The 16,377-nt window shown below is 66.1% G+C and carries 12 protein-coding genes and 1 other RNA gene; 3 read left to right on the forward strand and 10 right to left on the reverse strand.

Annotation, left to right across the window (positions count from 1 at the left end; all coding sequences use genetic code 11):
• Positions 1 to 6: 6 nt before the first annotated feature.
• The 4 genes from AGI3411_RS25895 to AGI3411_RS25910 all read right to left on the reverse strand — a co-directional run bounded on the left by AGI3411_RS25895 (position 7) and on the right by AGI3411_RS25910 (position 6,423).
• Positions 7 to 2,220 carry a cellulose biosynthesis cyclic di-GMP-binding regulatory protein BcsB gene (locus tag AGI3411_RS25895; protein ID WP_129530183.1) on the reverse strand — a complete coding sequence of 738 codons (2,214 nt, stop codon included), beginning with the start codon at positions 2,218 to 2,220 and terminating at the stop codon, positions 7 to 9.
• A gap of 36 nt (positions 2,221 to 2,256) precedes the next feature.
• Positions 2,257 to 3,411, reverse strand: coding sequence for a non-hydrolyzing UDP-N-acetylglucosamine 2-epimerase (gene wecB / locus AGI3411_RS25900; protein ID WP_129530184.1), 1,155 nt, complete (start codon positions 3,409 to 3,411; stop codon positions 2,257 to 2,259).
• 356 nt (positions 3,412 to 3,767) lie between these two features.
• On the reverse strand, positions 3,768 to 4,736 hold the full coding sequence (locus AGI3411_RS25905) for a hypothetical protein (protein ID WP_165359276.1): 969 nt from the start codon (positions 4,734 to 4,736) through the stop codon (positions 3,768 to 3,770).
• A gap of 100 nt (positions 4,737 to 4,836) precedes the next feature.
• The gene (locus AGI3411_RS25910) at positions 4,837 to 6,423 is read right to left on the reverse strand and encodes a GGDEF domain-containing protein (RefSeq protein WP_129530185.1); all 1,587 of its coding nucleotides are present in this window, start codon (positions 6,421 to 6,423) and stop codon (positions 4,837 to 4,839) included.
• A gap of 574 nt (positions 6,424 to 6,997) precedes the next feature.
• On the opposite strand from AGI3411_RS25910, the gene AGI3411_RS25915 reads away from it, so the two are divergent.
• From AGI3411_RS25915 to AGI3411_RS25925, 3 genes are all read left to right on the forward strand, one after another.
• Entirely contained in the window at positions 6,998 to 8,947 is a 1,950-nt protein-coding gene (locus AGI3411_RS25915; RefSeq protein ID WP_129530213.1) for an alkyl/aryl-sulfatase, read from the forward strand.
• A gap of 156 nt (positions 8,948 to 9,103) precedes the next feature.
• Complete coding sequence (locus tag AGI3411_RS30590) at positions 9,104 to 9,508, forward strand: DUF2946 family protein (RefSeq protein ID WP_129530186.1); 405 nt, start codon at positions 9,104 to 9,106, stop codon at positions 9,506 to 9,508.
• 190 nt (positions 9,509 to 9,698) lie between these two features.
• Positions 9,699 to 11,762, forward strand: coding sequence for a TonB-dependent copper receptor (locus AGI3411_RS25925; protein WP_129530187.1), 2,064 nt, complete (start codon positions 9,699 to 9,701; stop codon positions 11,760 to 11,762).
• A 63-nt stretch (positions 11,763 to 11,825) separates the two neighbouring features.
• Here AGI3411_RS25925 and AGI3411_RS25930 read toward each other — a convergent pair whose 3' ends face one another.
• The 6 genes from AGI3411_RS25930 to ompA form a co-directional block, all read right to left on the reverse strand.
• Complete coding sequence (locus tag AGI3411_RS25930; RefSeq protein WP_129530188.1) at positions 11,826 to 12,041, reverse strand: hypothetical protein; 216 nt, start codon at positions 12,039 to 12,041, stop codon at positions 11,826 to 11,828.
• 114 nt (positions 12,042 to 12,155) lie between these two features.
• Positions 12,156 to 12,544, reverse strand: a transfer-messenger RNA (tmRNA) gene (gene ssrA, locus AGI3411_RS25935).
• A gap of 88 nt (positions 12,545 to 12,632) precedes the next feature.
• On the reverse strand, positions 12,633 to 13,811 hold the full coding sequence (locus tag AGI3411_RS25940) for an MFS transporter (protein ID WP_129530189.1): 1,179 nt from the start codon (positions 13,809 to 13,811) through the stop codon (positions 12,633 to 12,635).
• Positions 13,812 to 14,153: 342 nt separating this feature from the next.
• Positions 14,154 to 14,828 (reverse strand): HAD-IA family hydrolase, encoded by a 675-nt coding sequence (locus AGI3411_RS25945; RefSeq protein ID WP_129530190.1) that lies wholly within the window; start codon positions 14,826 to 14,828, stop codon positions 14,154 to 14,156.
• Positions 14,825 to 15,553: a bifunctional 2-polyprenyl-6-hydroxyphenol methylase/3-demethylubiquinol 3-O-methyltransferase UbiG gene (gene ubiG / locus AGI3411_RS25950; RefSeq protein ID WP_129530191.1), complete on the reverse strand. Its 729-nt coding sequence runs from the start codon at positions 15,551 to 15,553 to the stop codon at positions 14,825 to 14,827. The genes AGI3411_RS25945 and ubiG overlap by 4 nt, the downstream gene beginning before the upstream one ends.
• A 149-nt stretch (positions 15,554 to 15,702) precedes the next feature.
• Positions 15,703 to 16,296, reverse strand: coding sequence for an outer membrane protein OmpA (gene ompA, locus AGI3411_RS25955; RefSeq protein ID WP_129530192.1), 594 nt, complete (start codon positions 16,294 to 16,296; stop codon positions 15,703 to 15,705).
• Between the last annotated feature and the right edge of the window lie 81 nt (positions 16,297 to 16,377).

Here is a 16,377-nt window from a genome sequence, read left to right on the forward strand (position 1 = left end):
TCCGGGTTACTTGGTTTCCTTGTTGTTCTTGCGATTGACCCGCAGGGCCACGATTAGGATCAGAAGCAGCACCAGCAGCCCGATGCTGAGCGCGGGCACGCTCCACGAGAGATAGCGGCGCCATTCGAAAAAGGCGCTTTCGCCCGCGCCGGGCGGATGGCTGGCGCCCGGATTGGCGCTGTCGATCCACGCCAGCGGTCCGGCCGCGCCGATGATGGCGACGTTGCCGCGGTTCAGCACGAAGGGCGCGTCCAGCACGCCGGGCTGCTGGCCCAGCGCACGCCACAGCACGCCGCTCTGGCCGCCCGCGCTGACGACCTCGGCCGTGCTCAGGTTGTCCAGGCCGGAGATATCCAGCCAGGGCGTGTCCTTGCCATCCACCGTCAATTGCTTGCGGTCCGTCACCTTGACCGCGGGCTTGGCGCCGTCCAGCGCCACTTCCATCGCCAGGAAAGGCCGGCCCGGCTTGGCCGCCTGCCCGGCTGGCGCGAGGGACAGGGTGGCGCGGGTGGCCGACAGGCCGCTGGCAGAGGCAATGCCGATGACCCGCTTGAGGTTGCCGGGGGCGTCGGCCAGGTAGCTGTCGGGAACGATCAGCTGGGGGGTGCCGGCCAGCAGCGGCAGCAGCCCGACGAAGGTGCCGTCGGGCTGCGCCGTGCCGGGCTTCACATAGCTGGTCGGCAGCACGTTCACCGGGTAGCCCTGCGGAATCTCGTTGCAGTCCACGGATACCGGCTGGCGCTGGAACGTAACACGCACCGCGTTGGTGACGCCCAGCGCATAGCCGGGCACGCGCGCCGTCAGGCGCTCGGGCCTGCCCGTCGCGTCCATCTGCCTGGCGGCCAGCAGGATGCCGTTCCAGAACACCGAGGCGACGGGGCGGGTGCTAGAGGCGCCGGGCGCGGCGGCCAGGTCCATCACCAGCTCGTCGGGCATGCTGCCGTCGGCGGAAACGGCGGCCAAGGGAAAGGTGATGTTCCAGTCGCCGCGGGCCACCACGTCGAAGCTGGAAGGCGAGCCGCCCAGCGTCGTCAGCCGCAGGCCGCCGTCCCCCGAGGCTTGCGGCGGCGTCGCCGCCTGGACCTGCACCTGGCGGGTCACGAGGATGCGGCGCCAGGCCGAGTCGAATGCGCCGGCGCCCTGGGCGCCGGCATCGGCGGCCACCGCGATCACGGCTTGGCGGCCCAGCGGCAGCACGCGGATCTCCTTCGGCTGCAGGTCCTGGCCGGCCAGCGGCATGCGCCGGCCGCGCCATGCCTTGAACGCGTCCGCGGCGTCGGCATCCGACGCCAGCTGCGCCTGCAAGGCGTCCAGCGCTTCGTTGTAGCGGGCGCGCAGGCTGGCGTCCGCGATCACCACGTCGCCGCTGACGGCGGGGGCGCCCATGACGAGCAGCGCACCGATCTCGGCGGGATTGGCGAGCTTGTGCCGTTCGTTGCCGGCCACCGCGGCGAATGCGGGAATCTGCCCCAGCCCGTTCGGAACCTGCAGGCCGCGTGTGTCGACCTCGTCGCCCACGGCCGGGAAGCCCTGGACCGCCACGTGCTTGCCGCTGCGCTCCATGGCCACGCCCATGCGCCAGGCGCTGTCGAAGGCCTGTTGATCGAGTTTGCCGCCCGACACCATCAGCACCGGCTTGCCTGGCAGCATGCTCCAGGCGTCGTCCAGGCTGCCGATTGCCGAGGCGTCGTAGCGGTAGCTCAGGTGCGTCCGCGGTGAAATGGTCAGCGCGTTGGCGGTGGCGCGGTTGCTCTCGCATCGGCGCAGCGCAATCTCCGATTGCCAGTCCACGCCCAGCCGCAGGAAGCCGGTTTCGCGGTTGCGGCGTTCCACGTTCAGGCTGCGCGTGGCGGAGCCTTCGCCGTCGGCGATGCGCTGGGCCGCCTGAGGCACGCCATCCACCCACAGCACCATGCTGGTCCGGCCCGGCTCGCCCTTGGTATAGCGGGCGTCGAAGTCGAGCGCGGCGTCCGAGATCGGCACGCCGCGCGGTACGGGCAGGTAGAACTCCTGGCGCGCGTCGCTGTTGCTCAACACCACGGGCTCCCGGATGCCCAGGTCTTCCAGGCTGACGTCTCGCGAGACCCAATCGTCGCTCTGCAAGCGCCGCAAGGCATCGCCTGCGGGGCTGGCCAATGCGCCCAGCGGAAGCAGTAGCCCGGCGGCCGTCAAGGCGCGGCAGAGAGTGCGGGCAACGGGAGAGTGCGGGGAGTGGGACATGAATGCTCCGGGCTGGGGATGCGTCTCGGGGGCGGGCTAGCGTGCGGCTGCGGATCCGTAGGGATCGAATTCGGATACGGAGCGGCCGCAGAGCGCATCGACGATGCGCTGGCTGGCCTGGCCGTCGCCATAGGGATTGATGCGCCGCGAGAACGCCGCGTGGAGATCCGGGCTGTCCAGCAGCCGGTTCACTTCGGCGAGGATGCGTTCCGTGTCGGTGCCGACCAGCGCCACCGTGCCGGCGCGCACGGCCTCCGGGCGTTCGGTGACATCGCGCATCACCAGCACCGGCTTGCCCAGGTAGGGCGCCTCTTCCTGCACGCCGCCGGAATCCGTCAGGATCAGATAGGCGCGCTGCATGAACCACACGAAATCCAGGTAGTCCAGGGGATCGATCAAGTGGACGTGCGACAGGCCGGCCAACTCTTTCATTACTACGTTGCGCACCTGCGGATTCAGGTGGACGGGATAGACGATCTGCAGGTCTTCGCGTCTCGCCAGCCCTGCCAGCGCCGCGCAGATGTTCCTGAAGCCCTCGCCGAAACTCTCGCGCCGGTGTCCGGTCACGAGCAGCAGGCGGCGAGACGGATCGAGCCAGCCGTAGCGGGCGGCAAGTTCCCGCGCGAGCGGGCCGTCGGATGCCAGCTTGGCGCAGGTCGTGGCCAGCGCGTCGATGACGGTGTTGCCGGTCACGGTGATGTGCCCCGCCAGGTTCTCGCGCAACAGATTGCCCCGCGATTCGGCGGTGGGCGCGAACAGCCAGTCGCCCACCGCGTCGACCACGCGCCGGTTCATTTCTTCCGGGAAGGGCATTGCCAGGTTGCCGGTCCGCAGGCCCGCTTCGACGTGGCCGATGCGCGCGCGGCGGTGGAAAGAGGCCAGCGCGCACGCGGAGGCGGTGCTGGTGTCGCCATGAACGAGCACGCAATCGGGGCGTTCCGCCTCCAGTACGCCATCCACGCGGCTGATCAGGCGGGCGTACAGGCCGTTGAGCGTCTGGTTGGGAACCATGATGTCCAGGTCGTGCTGCGCCTGCAGATCGAACAGGGCCAGCACCTGGTCCAGCATTTCGCGATGCTGCCCCGTCACGCAGACGACACTCTGGATCTGGGGTTCGCGTTGCAACGCCGAGACCAAAGGCGCCATCTTGATCGCCTCGGGACGCGTGCCGAATATGGAAAGGACTTTCATCGCAAGAGCGGCCCTCCAATGCCGGTGGCATTTACTTGCGTTGATTATGGATTGAAATCATTCGTAATATGTGACGGATTATTTCCATGGAAAAAGGGCGTCGGGAAATATGCGGTCACGAAGCCTGCCGGCCGAAAGATGGCGCGGCAAGCGTGGCGCGGGGGAGCACGGCGAGGCGCAGCCAGTGGAAAAGCGGGGCGCGGGCGCCACTTCCGGACAACCTGTCGTTACGTTGTCGAGCGCGGCGCGCTGTCGTCCGCCCGCAACAGGGGAGGCCGCATTCACGGGGCTGCCTGAAGAACCGCACGATGCGGGCCTGGGCCGGCGCGACCCGTCCGGGCTTGTCGTCGGCGGCCTCAAAAACTGACGGCCAGCCCCACCGAAAACCCCGAGACGTTGTTGCCGAAAACGTATCGGCCCACCAGGCGGGTGCGCGTGATGAACACGTTGTAGGCGCTGGAATCCAGCTCCAGGCCCGCGCCGACGGTGGTCAGCCGGTCAAAGCCCAGAATGCCGCGCTGGTCGCCCAGGAATTCCGAGTGTGTGAGCTCCAGCACGTAGCGTAGCGGCCGCTGCAGCAGGATTGCGCCGGTGGGGGCGCGGTAACGGGCCCACAGGTTCGCCGACTGCGCCGTGGCGTGGCCGCGCACAGCCGCGGAACTGTCGAAACTCTGCAAGCGCATGTCGGAATAGCGCAGCTCCACATCCACCTCATAGCCCGGCCGGTAATGTTCGTAGTCCAGCATGAGCGAACCGCCCAGCCCGTAGGCGTTGAGCGAGCCCTTGTCGAGGAAATCGATGTCCCTGTCGGTCTTGCGGCCGACATACCAGCTGGCCGCGCGCAGGTCGCTGGTGACGTTGCCCAGCGCAAAGTTGAAGATGGGGCGCAGCTTCAGTTCGTCGGTCAGCTTGAAGTCCCAGCCGATGCCGCCGGTGGCCGACAGGCTGTTCCATTTCGTGGGGATGCGGCGGGACTCGGCGCCTTGCGTGGCGATGAAGGTCGGGTCGTAGCGGCTGGCCGCCAGCACGCCTTCCAGATAGATGGGCACCGACTCGGAAATCGTGTCTCCGCCGCCCAACTGCGTCATGTAGAACTCGGTCGATCCCGTCGTCGATCCACCGCCGCCGCCAATGTTCAAGGAACTGGTCGTAATGTCGGGCACGATGGAAAACGACATCAGGGCGAGCACGCCATTGGCGCGCTTTTGCAGGTCGTCCTGGGTCAACCGCAAGCCTTGCTGCGCCTGTGCTGCGCCGGCGCAGCAGGACAGCACGACAAACAGGCTGAGCAGACGCCGCTTCGCCCTGCTCACGGAATTCCGCATGCGAATCTCCGAAGGAATGCGTTGTCAATGCGATCGGGCCAGGCTTGCTGCCCGGCATGCTGGTCTGGCCCGGGCAGATTACACGGACGCCGACGGCTGCTCAAGAATCCCGCGCGCGGCTGCCGAGCGCGCGCCACAGCGTGACGCGATTGCGCCCTGCCTGCTTGGATGCGTACAGCGCCTGGTCGGCAAGCTGGATCACCGTCTGGTGCGAGGTGTCGTCTTGCGGCCATAGGGCCACGCCGATCGACACGGTGACCTGGCCCACGCCATCGGGCATCCGTTGTCCGGCGACCGCGGCGCGCAGGCGTTCGGCGACCTCCGCGGCCTGCCCGGCGGAGGCGGTCGGCAGCAAGGCGATGAATTCTTCGCCGCCGATCCGGAACGGCCGGTCCTTGCCGCGCAGGCCATCGCGCATCGCCTTCGCCAGCGCGATCAGCACCTCGTCGCCGACGGCATGGCCGAAGGTGTCGTTGATGCGCTTGAAGTGATCCAGGTCCAGGGCGATGACGGCGAAAGGGGATTGCTTTTCCGCGTACTCCGCAAGCGCCTCGTCCAGCGCCCGGCGGTTCATCAGGCCGGTCATCGGGTCCGTCTGGGTCTCGCGGTTCAGGCGTCCCACCTCGCGCCGATGCTGGGCCAAGGTGGTCTTGACCGCCTCGCGCAGCGTGTCGGCTTCCGCATACCAGGCGTTGAGCCGGTTCAGGTCCTGGCCGGCGTCCGTGCCGGCGGCCATGGCGCGCGAGAGCCGCGACAGGGGCGAGGCGATGGCATAGGCCAGGGCGCATACCAACAGCAGCGTCAGCAGGAACGCAGGGACCGCGAAGCGCAGCGATTCCGCCAGCAGGGCGCGCAACGGGGAAAGGACCTGATCGAGGGAGCGCTGGGTCACGATCGCCCAATTGCCTTTCTCCAGGGGGGAGTAGCCGATCAGCACCGTGTCGCCCTGCGCATCTTCCAGCGGCGCCGCTCCCGCTTCGCGGATAGGCGCGAGAGTGGCTAGCACGAGCGCACTGCGGGTGGCCTGCCTACGGTACAGCACTTGGCCGGCGTTGCTGACCAGGAATACCGACGTGCCGTCCGCCGGGGCCTGGCCGCTGATCACGCGATCTATGCCGCTGCCGTCGTCCAGGGCGATCATCATGGCGACATAGCCTGAGGGCTCGCCTTGGCGGCGCGCTACCGGTTCGACCAGCACCAGCGCTGCGCCGCCGTCGCCGGGGCGCTGTGCGACCCATTGGCCCACGCGCAGCTCGCGCACGCCCAGATCGGCAAGGCGCCGCGCATCGCCGGCCTGCGGCGCGGCGTCCGCCGTGCTTGCGATGATCCGGCCGTCGGCGTCCGCCAGCCAGACCGACACCACGGCATCGGCCTGGCTGGCCAGGCGTTGCAGTTCGCCGCGCAGCGCACGGGGATCGTCCCGCTGCGCGGCCAGGTGCGGCGCGCCCGCCTGGAGCTGGCGGTGCAGCGCCCCGATGTAGACGTTGATCACTTCGGCGAGCTTTTCGGCATAGACGCGGTTGGAGGCCAGCGAATTCGCGATCACTTGCGCCTTCTGCACCTGATAACCCGAGTACAGCGCGTTGATGAACCCCACGGAGACGCCAAGTATTGCAAGGACGGTCAGTACCGCAAGCAGACCGATCTTGTGTTTTCCGCTGGGAGTCCCGCCAGGCCGTCCGATCATCGTTGCTCCTGCTTTGGACCTGCATCGAAGGGGTGAGGCGCTGCCCGACCGGATCCGCCTGGCGGGGTTTCCCGCAGGCGCGGCGCCGGATACGGCGCGCGGGCGCTTTGCATTTGTAGCATCCACGGTTGATTCAATCGAAATTTTGTGTACGATTAATGCATCTCGGCGCGCGAGCGCGGGCATCAAGCGGTTCTGGCGTTTCACTCGTACGTTATTTGCCAAAATGCGGGAGGGTGGTTGGATGCAACGATGGCCTGCGTTACGCAGCTTCGCCGCCAGGGCTCTGCTCTGCTGTCCCGCCTACTTTCTCTCTTTCCTGATTGCCAGACCCCGCCCGGTCCACCGGCCCGGCGCGCCTCTACGGGGCCCTCGCGCCCCAAGCAAGCCCAAGCGCATTCCTGCATTCGCGTGACCTCATTGCCTGACTGGGCGGCGTACCCGCGCGGCCCATCCATTCCCCACGTTTGGAGACCATGTCATGATGAAGCCCCCCCGCAGTGTGAACGTCCTGTCCGAATCCCATGGCCGCCGGTCTCATCGGGCCAAGGCGCCCAGGTACCGGCTGGCGCGGATGGCGTTGACGGCGATCGCTTTCTCGCTGGCGGGGAGCGCGTGGTCGGCCGAGCAGCCGAAACCCGCCGAGGCGGCTACCAAGGACGCCAACGCGGCGCTGCTGAAGGCGCTGCCGTTCTCTGACAAGACCTCCTTCGAACTGGCGCACAAAGGCTTTATTGCGCCGCTGCCCGACGGCATGATCAAGGGCACCGGGGGCAATCTGGTCTGGGATCCGAAAAAGTACGACTTCATCAAGGAAGGAGCGGCGGCTCCGGAAACGGTCAATCCCAGCCTGTGGCGGCAGTCCCAGTTGCTGAACATCTCGGGGCTCTTCCAGGTCACTGACGGCATCTACCAGGTGCGCAACTACGACCTGTCCAACATGACGATCGTCGAAGGCAAGGAAGGGCTGACGATCATGGATCCCCTCATTTCGACCGAGACGGCCAAGGCCGCGCTGGACCTCTACTATCAGCACCGCCCCAAGAAGCCCGTGGTGGCCGTGATCTACACGCACAGCCACGTGGATCATTATGGCGGCGTGCGCGGCGTGGTGGACGAAGCGGACGTCAAGGCGGGCAAGGTGAAGATCTACGCGCCGCTTGGCTTCCTGGAGCACGCCGTGGCGGAAAACGTCATGGCGGGCACCGCGATGAGCCGCCGCGCCAGCTACATGTACGGGAACCTACTGCCGCCCAGCGCCACCGGGCAAGTCGGCGCGGGCCTGGGCACCACCACTTCCGCCGGCACCGTTACGCTCATTCCGCCCACCGACATCATCGAGAAAACCGGCGAAAAGCGCACTATCGACGGACTCACGTACGAGTTCCTGTATGCGCCGGGCAGCGAAGCGCCTGCCGAGATGCTGTACTACATCAAGGAAAAGAAAGCGCTGAACACGGCCGAGGATTCCACCCACACGCTGCACAACACCTATTCGTTGCGCGGGGCAAAGATCCGCGATCCGCTGGCGTGGTCGAAGTACCTGAACGAGGCGCTGGCCCTGTGGGGCGACGATGTCGAAGTGATGTACGCCATGCACCATTGGCCGGTGTGGGGCAAGAAAGAAGTGCAGGAGCAGCTTGGCATGCAGCGGGACATGTACCGCTACATCAACGACGAAACCTTGCGCCTGGCCAACATGGGCTACAACAAGGAAGAGATCGCCGAGCAGGTCAAGCTGCCCGAGTCCATCGCCACCAAGTTCTCGAACCGCGGCTACTACGGCTCGGTGAACCATGACGTGCGCGCCACCTACGTTCTTTATCTGGGCTGGTTCAACGGCAACCCGGCCACGCTGCACACGCTTCCCATCCAGGAGGCTTCCAAGCGCTACGTGGACATGATGGGCGGCATACCGGCCATCCTGAAGAAGGCCCGCGAATACTACAAGAAGGGCGAGTACCGCTGGGTGGCCGAAGTGGTGAACTACGCGGTCTTCGCCGACCCCAACAACCAGGAGGCCAAGAACCTGCAGGCCGACGCGCTGGAGCAGATGGGGTATCAGGCGGAAAGCGGGCCGTGGCGCAACTTCTACCTGACCGGGGCCAAGGAACTGCGCGAAGGCGTGCAGAAACTGCCCGTCCCGGATACGGCCAGCCCGGACACGGTACGCGCGATGACGCTCGACATGCTCTTCGACTATTTCGCGGTGCGCCTGAATCGCGACAAGGCCGCGGGCAAGCACGTCGTGCTCAACCTGGACTTCACCGACACCAACCAGAAGTACATGCTGGAGATGGTGAACAGCGTGCTCAACCATACCGAAGGCAAGCAGTCGAAGGAACCGACGGCGAGCATGACGCTCAGCCGCGATACGCTCAACCGCATGATGCTCAAGGAAATGACGCTCAAGGACGCCATCGCCAAGGGCGACGTGAAAGTGACGGGCGACCAGCAGCAGATCACGGAGATGTTCGCCGCGCTCGATAACTTCGAGTTCTGGTTCAACATCGTGACGCCCTGAGGAAATACGGGCGGACCGGGCGCGGGCCGTGCCGCACGCTACGCGCCGGTTATTGTCCGAGATCATGTCCGCGCCAGAATCCCCCCGCCGCGCCGCGCTGAGGCGGCATTTGCTCCGTTATCGCGTGATACCATCTGCGCCGATCAAGGGATGCGAATGTACACAGGAGCCCACGCCAGTAGACGATGCGTCGCGCTAGCCGCAGCGCTTCTGTTCGTCTTTCAGGCCCTGGTTGCCTCTTCTGCGTTGGCGTCGTCCGGGCTTGCATCCGGCAAGGCGGGCGCGACCACCATCATTTGCACGGCCACTGGGCCGCGCGTGGTGACCCTCGATATCCAGCGTCCCGCACAGGACGCCGAGCAGCACAGCGGCGCCTTGCCGCATTGCTGCGCCGCCGGCTGCGCGATGCTGGGCGGCGCCACGCTTCCCGAACTGTTCGTCCTTGCCTGGCTTCTGCCCGTGGCGGCGCCTGGCGTGCCGCGTCCGGGCATCGCGGTCTATTTCTCCAGCGCGCTGGCTCGACTGCCGCAGAAATCGCGCGCGCCGCCTTTCCTGGCCTGACTCCCCTCCAGACGTTATCGGTGCGTTTCGCGCGCGGCCTGCGGCCGGGCCCGGAATGCCACGCCCCTGCGTAAGCCGGTTTCGCACTTTTCCACTCGCTCCGAACATCGACAGCGCTGGCGCCGCACAGGCCCGGCGGTCGCTGGCGCGGGCGGTGGTCATGGACCTTGCATAGCAATAGAAACCCGACATGTACAAGAAAGACGAATTTCTGCGGATGAGTTTCCTCGCGGCCGCGTTGGCCGCCGCGTTTCCCGCCTGGCCGCAATCGACGGACGCCGGCGTCGTCTCCACCATGGATCCGGTGGTGATCACTGGGGTGGCGCCCAGCGCGCCGCTCACGTTCACGACGGATCCGAAGATTCCTCGCCAGCCCTTGCCTGCCAGCGACGGCACGGACTACCTCAAGACCATTCCCGGGTTCTCGTCGATCCGCAATGGCGGAACCAACGGCGACCCGGTTCTGCGCGGGATGTTCGGCTCGCGCCTGAACCTCCTGACCAATGGCACGTCCATGCCCGGCGCCTGCCCCGCCCGCATGGATGCGCCCAGTTCCTATATTTCTCCCGAGAACTTCGACCAGCTCACCGTCATCAAGGGGCCGCAGACGGTGTTGTGGGGGCCGGGCGCATCGGCCGGCACGATCAAATTCGATCGCGACACTCCGCGCTTCACCGAAGCGGGCGTGAGATTCGACGGCAGCCTGCTGGGCGGCTCGTTCGGCCGCAACGACCAGGCGGCCGACCTGACCGTGGGCAATGAAAAGGTGTACACCCGCATCACGGCCAACCACTCCCATTCCCAGGACTACAAGGACGGCGACGGCAACACTGTGCCGTCGCGCTGGGACAAATGGAACGCGGACGTCACGCTGGGCTTCACGCCGGACGCCGATACCGTTTACGAACTGACCGCCGGCACCGGCGACGGCGAGGCGCGCTATGCCGGGCGCGGCATGGACGGCTCGCAATTCAAGCGCGAGAGTTTCGGCTTGCGGTTCGAGAAGCGCAATATCGGGACGGTCCTGAACCAGGTCGAGGCGCAGCTGTACTACAACTACGCGGACCACGTGATGGATAACTTCACGCTGCGCACGCCGGATCCGATGAGCGCGATGCCCATGGCAATGGCTTCCGACGTCGACCGCGCCACGTGGGGAGGGCGTTTCGCCGGCACCTGGAACCTGTCGCGCGACGTCGATCTCGTGACCGGCGCGGACTTCCAGCAAAGCCGTCACCGGCTCCGCAGTGGCATGGGGGCGGTTTCCTATCGCAGCCAGCCCTGGGTCAAGGACGCGGACTTTTCCAATGCCGGGTTGTTCGGCGAAGTGACCTGGCGCGCCGCGCCCGGCAGCCGCGTCATCGGCGGCGCGCGGGTGGACTGGGCATCGGCAAAGGATTTCCGCCAGAACGACGGCGGGATGATGATGCCCATGCCCAATCCGACGGCCGGCGAGCGCCGCAACGACACGCTGCCTAGCGGCTTCCTGCGATACGAGCAGGACCTGGAGGCAATTCCGGCCACCGTCTACATCGGCCTCGGGCATGTCGAGCGCTTCCCTGATTACTGGGAGCTGTTTTCGCCGGACCGCGGGCCGACCGGCTCCGTCAATGCCTTCCGGGGCGTGAAACCCGAGAAGACCACCCAATTGGATTTCGGCGCGCAGTACAGGACGGAAACGGTGGATGCCTGGTTCTCGGGCTACGCGGGCTACGTCAATGATTTCATCCTGTTCAACTACACATCGGGCGGCATGATGGGCGCGTCCTCGCAGGCGACCAATGTGAACGCCAGGATCGCCGGCGGCGAGCTCGGCGCATCCTATCGGATCGCTCCCAGCTGGAAGCTCGGCGCGACGCTGGCCTACGCCTGGGGCCAGAACCGCAGCGACGGCAGGGCCTTGCCGCAGATGCCGCCGCTGGAGGCCAAGCTCAGCGCCGCCTACGACGACGGCACCTGGTCGGCCGGCGCCCTCTGGCGCATCGTCGCCGCGCAGAAGCGTTATGCCCTGAACGAAGGCAACGTCGTCGGCAAGGATTTCGGTCCTAGCGCCGGCTTCGGCGTGTTTTCCATCAATGGCGGCTACGCGGTCAACAAGCAGGTCCGGCTATCGCTGGGCGTGGACAATCTGTTCAACAAGACCTACAGCGAGCACCTGAATCTGGCGGGCAATGCCGGCTTCGGCTATGCCGCCAACACGTCGGTGAACGAGCCGGGCCGCACATTCTGGGCTCGCGTGAGCTTCAAGTACTGACCGATCCCGGCCCGTGTCGCCGCAGCAACCTTTTCGTTTTCCGGTTGTTGCGGCGTTCTCAACCTATGGCGCCCATGCGGGCGATCGTCCCCTGGAATCGCTGAACTTCCCGCGCTTGGCCTTCTGCTTGCGGAAGAACAGCCGGACCCGGCCAGCATGCCCTGCGTCGGTCTCCACGATGTAATCGCGGTCCTCTGCAGCTGCGGCCGGCGGCAGCGACTTGATGGCCTCGGCCACGTACGGGCCTCCGACCTGTTCCAGGATTCCGTTGTCGTTCATGGCGGTGTGATTTCTGTGTGAAAGCCGTGTGAAACGGCGGACAGCCGGAGACAGAAAAGGGCGGATCGGTTAACCCGTCCGCCCCTGTCTGCTACTGTCTAATGCTTGCTAATTTGGTGGAGCCGGGGGGAATTGAACCCCCGTCCGCAAGCCCTCCGCAACCAGTTCTACATGCGTAGTCGATTTATTTGGTTTTAACCCTGGACTTAGCCAACCGACAGGCCGGACCAGAGCGATTCACGTAATTTAAATTTGAACCGTGTGACCCCAGTTCAAACCGATTCCTTGTGAATGTCGCTGCTGCGGTTCGAGGGTTGCCCCCCTAGGAAGTTGCCTTCCCCCGCCTGACCCAAGGACAGATCAGTGCAGCGGCTCACCGCTTAAGCGGCGAGAGCGAAACGCTCGTCGTTGGCGTTTGTAGTGTTCCAGTGGTTTAACGAGCGTACTGGTGCTCGGCATGCCCTGAGTTGTTTCGCGACCCACGTCGAATCCGGATCGGCCCCAAGAACTCTATTGTACTGGGAAATGCCATAGCCTGCCGTGATCTCTGCGTACACCTGCTTTGGCGTGGCGCCAGGGACACAGCAAGGCTCAGGCGGCGTTGGCGCAGGCCCCCTTGGGTTCGGAGCGGGCGCGGGTGGCGGCCATCAGCAGGAAGGTCAGGCCGACGGAAATGGCGACGATGACGGCGGCCGCCCAGCCCAGGGTGCCCAGGCCATAGGTGTCGATGATGCGCCCGCCCACCACGGCGCCCAGGCCGATGCCGATATTGGCCCCCGAGATATTCAGGGACGCGGCGAACGCTGGCGCTTCGGGCGCGGACTTCATCAGCCGCACGTGGCAAACGATGAACAGCGCCGCCTGTGCGATGCCCCAGACGCCCAGCGCCACGGCCAGCAGGCCGTGCGACGCCATGACGGGGACGAGCGCCGCCAGTCCCGCCGCCATCAGCGAGGAGAAGAGGGCGGTCGCACCCAGGGGGCTGCGGTCCACCATGCGTCCCCCCAGCGTGTTGCCGACCAGGCCTACCGCGCCGAACGCCATCATCGTCCAGCCGACGATCTGGCCATTGAAGCCGGCCAGCCGCTCCAGCATGTCTGCCAGATAGGTGTAGGCGGTGAACATGCCGGTGAAGACGAGCAGCGACAGCAGCACGTGGCCGACCACGATGGGGTTGCGCAGGATGCGCAGCTGCGTGGCGAGCTTGACGCTGTCGGCGCGGATGCGCGTGCTGGGGAAGGCGAACAGCAACAACAGCGCCTTGGCGAACGCAACGCCCGACAGGATGGCGAAGGCGGCGCGCCAGCCGAAGGCGTCGGAAATCAGCACGCCGATGGGGATGCCGAACACAGTAGCGGCCACAATGCCGAAGGCGACCGTGGAAATCGCGCGGCCGGCTCGGGCGGGGCCCACCAGCTCCACCGCCGTGGCGCTGGCCAGCGACCAGAACACGGGCAGGGCCAGGGCGGGGACGAACCGGGCGATCGCCATGACCCAGATGTTGGGCGCCGCCGCGGCCAGGGCGTTGGACAGGCCGAACAGCACCAGCACGCTGATGAAGAGCCGCTTGCGCTCGACATTGGTCATGAGCGCCGTCAGGAGAGGGCCGGTCGCGGCCACCGTGAAGGCGAACAGCGAAACCAGCAGGCCAGCCTGGGAGACCGTGACGTTCAGGTCGCGGGCGAGGCCCGGCAGCAGGCCGACGATCAGGAATTCTGTCGTCAGGATGGTGAAACCGGCGGCGGAAAGCAGCAGGATGGGCAATAGCATAGGCATTCCTCTGGCGCGGCGCGGGGTGGCGGCGCGCGGACAGGCGTTATCGATGAATGAAAAGGTCTGGCGTGCTCGGCGCCCCGGGGGCGTCCGGCACCGCGCCTGGGCTGAATGGCGTGGGCGCGTTGGATCTGAGGCCGCGGGCGGCATTGCCCGAGGCTCCGGCGTTGGCCGGTGAGATATCGGGAAGGCCCCGATACCGTGCATGGATCACACTTTAAGTGACTTTGGTTTCGGGATAAAGACGCCGATCCGGGAAAGATTGTTCGTTATGGTCAACTAATTCGGCGGATCGGCGCCGGGCCGGGGCGGGCCGGACAGCGGCTCGCCCCGTCGCGCTTATCGCAGGTCGCTGGGCAGCAGCGGCTCGATGGCGGACCAGAGTTCCGTGGAGGAGTGGGCGCAGGTTTCCGCTTCCCAGGTGGTGATGTTGTCGTCTTCGCCGACGTAGCCATAGGCCGCGGCAACGGCGGGCATGCCGGCGGCGTGCGCCGCCTGGATGTCGCGCAGGTCGTCCCCGACATAGACGCAGCGTTCGACCGAGAAGCCGGCCTCGCGCGCGGCGTGCTGCAGCGGCAGGGGGTGCGGCTTGGAATGGGCGGTCGTGTCGCCGCACACCAGCACGGCGCTTTCGCGCGTCAGGTCCAGGTATTCGACGATGGGCAGGGTCAGGTAGGTGACCTTGTTGGTCACGATGCCCCAGGACAGGCCGCGGCGGCGGATGTCGGACAGGAGCGCCTCGATGCCGGGGAACAGCTTGCTGTGCACGGTGGAGCCGGCCGCGTAGTCTTCCAGGAACTGCAGTCGGGTGGGTTCGTAGTCGGGGTCGCCCGGCCTCAGGCCGAGCGCCACGCGCAGCAGGCCGCGGGCGCCCTGGGAGGCCACCGGGCGCAGCGCCTCGTAGGCCATCGGTTCCAGGCCCTTGCGGGTGCGTTGGCGGTTGGCCGCGGCGGCCAGGTCGGGGGCCGTATCGGCCAGCGTGCCGTCGAAGTCGAACAGGATCAGGGCGCTCATTTGCGGGTAGCCATCAGGTAGTTGACCGAAGTGTCGGACGACAGAGTGTAGATCTGGGTGATGGGGTTGTACTCCATGCCGCGCATGCTGACCGGTTCCAGCCCGGCGCCGCGCGCCGCGGCGGACAGTTCGCTGGGCTTGATGAACTGCTCATAGCTGTGCGTGCCGCGGGGCAGCAGGCGCAGGACGTATTCCGCGCCGACGATGGCGAACAGGAAGGACTTGGCATTGCGGTTCAGGGTGGAAAAGAACACCCAGCCGCCCGGCTTGGTCAGCGCCGCGCAGGCGCGCACGATGGAGGCGGGATCCGGCACATGTTCCAGCATTTCCATGCAGGTCACCACGTCGTAATGGCCGGGCCGTTCGGCCGCCAGCTCTTCGACGGGGATCTTGCGGTAATCCACCTTCACGCCCGATTCCAGGCCATGCAGGCGTGCCACCTTCAGGGATTTGTCGGCCAGGTCGATGCCGGTGACTTCCGCGCCGCTGCGGGCCATGGCTTCGGACAGGATGCCGCCGCCGCAACCCACGTCCAGCACGGCCTTGCCCGCCAGGCTGCCCGCGCACTCCTGGATCCATTCCAGCCGCAGGGGGTTGATGGCGTGCAGGGGCTTGAACTCGCTTTCGGGATCCCACCAGCGGCTCGCCAGGGCACCGAACTTGTCCAGTTCGGCCTGGTCGGCATTGACGGCGGGGCGGGCGGTGTCGTGAGTTTGCGTGGTCATGGGCGGGTCCAGCGAAAGGCACTCTATATATAGAGGGGGTCCGTCGCGCTAGGCGAGGACGGCGCGCGCCGCTGCACCAAATGGGTGCGCTGGCGGCGAAAAAAAGGGCCTCGCTATGCGAGGCCCCTTTATTGTAGCTAGTCCGGCAATTACTTGCGGCTACCCACGATTTCGATCTCAACGCGACGGTTCTGGGCGCGGCCTTCCTTCGTCTTGTTGGAGGCGATCGGGTTCAGCTCGCCCTTGCCTTCCGTATAGATACGGTTGGGGTCGATACCCTTGCTGACCAGGTAGCTCTTGACCGAAGCAGCACGCCGCTCGGACAGCTTCTGGTTGTAGGCTTCAGTGCCGATCGAGTCGGTGTGGCCAACAGCAATGATGGTTTCGAGGTCGATGCCACGAGCTTGCTGGGCGACTTGGTCCAGCAGCTGACGGCCTTCGGGCTTCAGGGTCGACTTGTCGAAGTCGAAGAACGTGTCAGCATTGAACACGACCTTTGCCGCCATCGGGGCCGGCTTCGCCTTCTGTTGTGCAACCGGAACGCCGTCGCAACCGGGGATACCGGTAGCGGGGGTCCAGAACGCATCGCGCCAGCACAATTCGTTCGTGCCGTTCTTCCAAACGTCACCGAACGGGTTGCGCCAGTTGTCCACCGTGTCGGGATACGACTGGGCCGAGGCTACACCAGAGGCCGTGACGGCGGCGAAGGCGAGCGCCAGAGCGAATTTGGAGGGTTTGTTCATGTTTCTCCTCGTTGAGCTTGAAGCTGGATAAGTGACTCGCAGCGAACCCCCGCCGCATATCAGGAAAACGGGGCCAGTATA

The sequence above is a fragment of the Achromobacter agilis genome, from assembly GCF_900496965.1.
Classification (GTDB): Bacteria; Pseudomonadota; Gammaproteobacteria; order Burkholderiales; family Burkholderiaceae_B; genus Achromobacter; species Achromobacter agilis.

Bases quoted from the DNA above. Each gene is read 5' to 3' on its own strand.
- AGI3411_RS25940 (WP_129530189.1), bottom strand. From the start codon at position 13,811: ATGCTATTGCCCATCCTGCTGCTTTCCGCCGCCGGTTTCACCATCCTG.
- AGI3411_RS30590 (WP_129530186.1), top strand. From the start codon at position 9,104: ATGTACACAGGAGCCCACGCCAGTAGACGATGCGTCGCGCTAGCCGCA.
- ompA (WP_129530192.1), bottom strand. From the start codon at position 16,296: ATGAACAAACCCTCCAAATTCGCTCTGGCGCTCGCCTTCGCCGCCGTC.
- AGI3411_RS25925 (WP_129530187.1), top strand. From the start codon at position 9,699: ATGTACAAGAAAGACGAATTTCTGCGGATGAGTTTCCTCGCGGCCGCG.
- AGI3411_RS25905 (WP_165359276.1), bottom strand. From the start codon at position 4,736: ATGCGGAATTCCGTGAGCAGGGCGAAGCGGCGTCTGCTCAGCCTGTTT.
- AGI3411_RS25915 (WP_129530213.1), top strand. From the start codon at position 6,998: ATGGCGTTGACGGCGATCGCTTTCTCGCTGGCGGGGAGCGCGTGGTCG.
- AGI3411_RS25945 (WP_129530190.1), bottom strand. From the start codon at position 14,828: ATGAGCGCCCTGATCCTGTTCGACTTCGACGGCACGCTGGCCGATACG.
- AGI3411_RS25895 (WP_129530183.1), bottom strand. From the start codon at position 2,220: ATGTCCCACTCCCCGCACTCTCCCGTTGCCCGCACTCTCTGCCGCGCC.
- ubiG (WP_129530191.1), bottom strand. From the start codon at position 15,553: ATGACCACGCAAACTCACGACACCGCCCGCCCCGCCGTCAATGCCGAC.
- AGI3411_RS25930 (WP_129530188.1), bottom strand. From the start codon at position 12,041: ATGAACGACAACGGAATCCTGGAACAGGTCGGAGGCCCGTACGTGGCC.
- wecB (WP_129530184.1), bottom strand. From the start codon at position 3,411: ATGAAAGTCCTTTCCATATTCGGCACGCGTCCCGAGGCGATCAAGATG.
- AGI3411_RS25910 (WP_129530185.1), bottom strand. From the start codon at position 6,423: ATGATCGGACGGCCTGGCGGGACTCCCAGCGGAAAACACAAGATCGGT.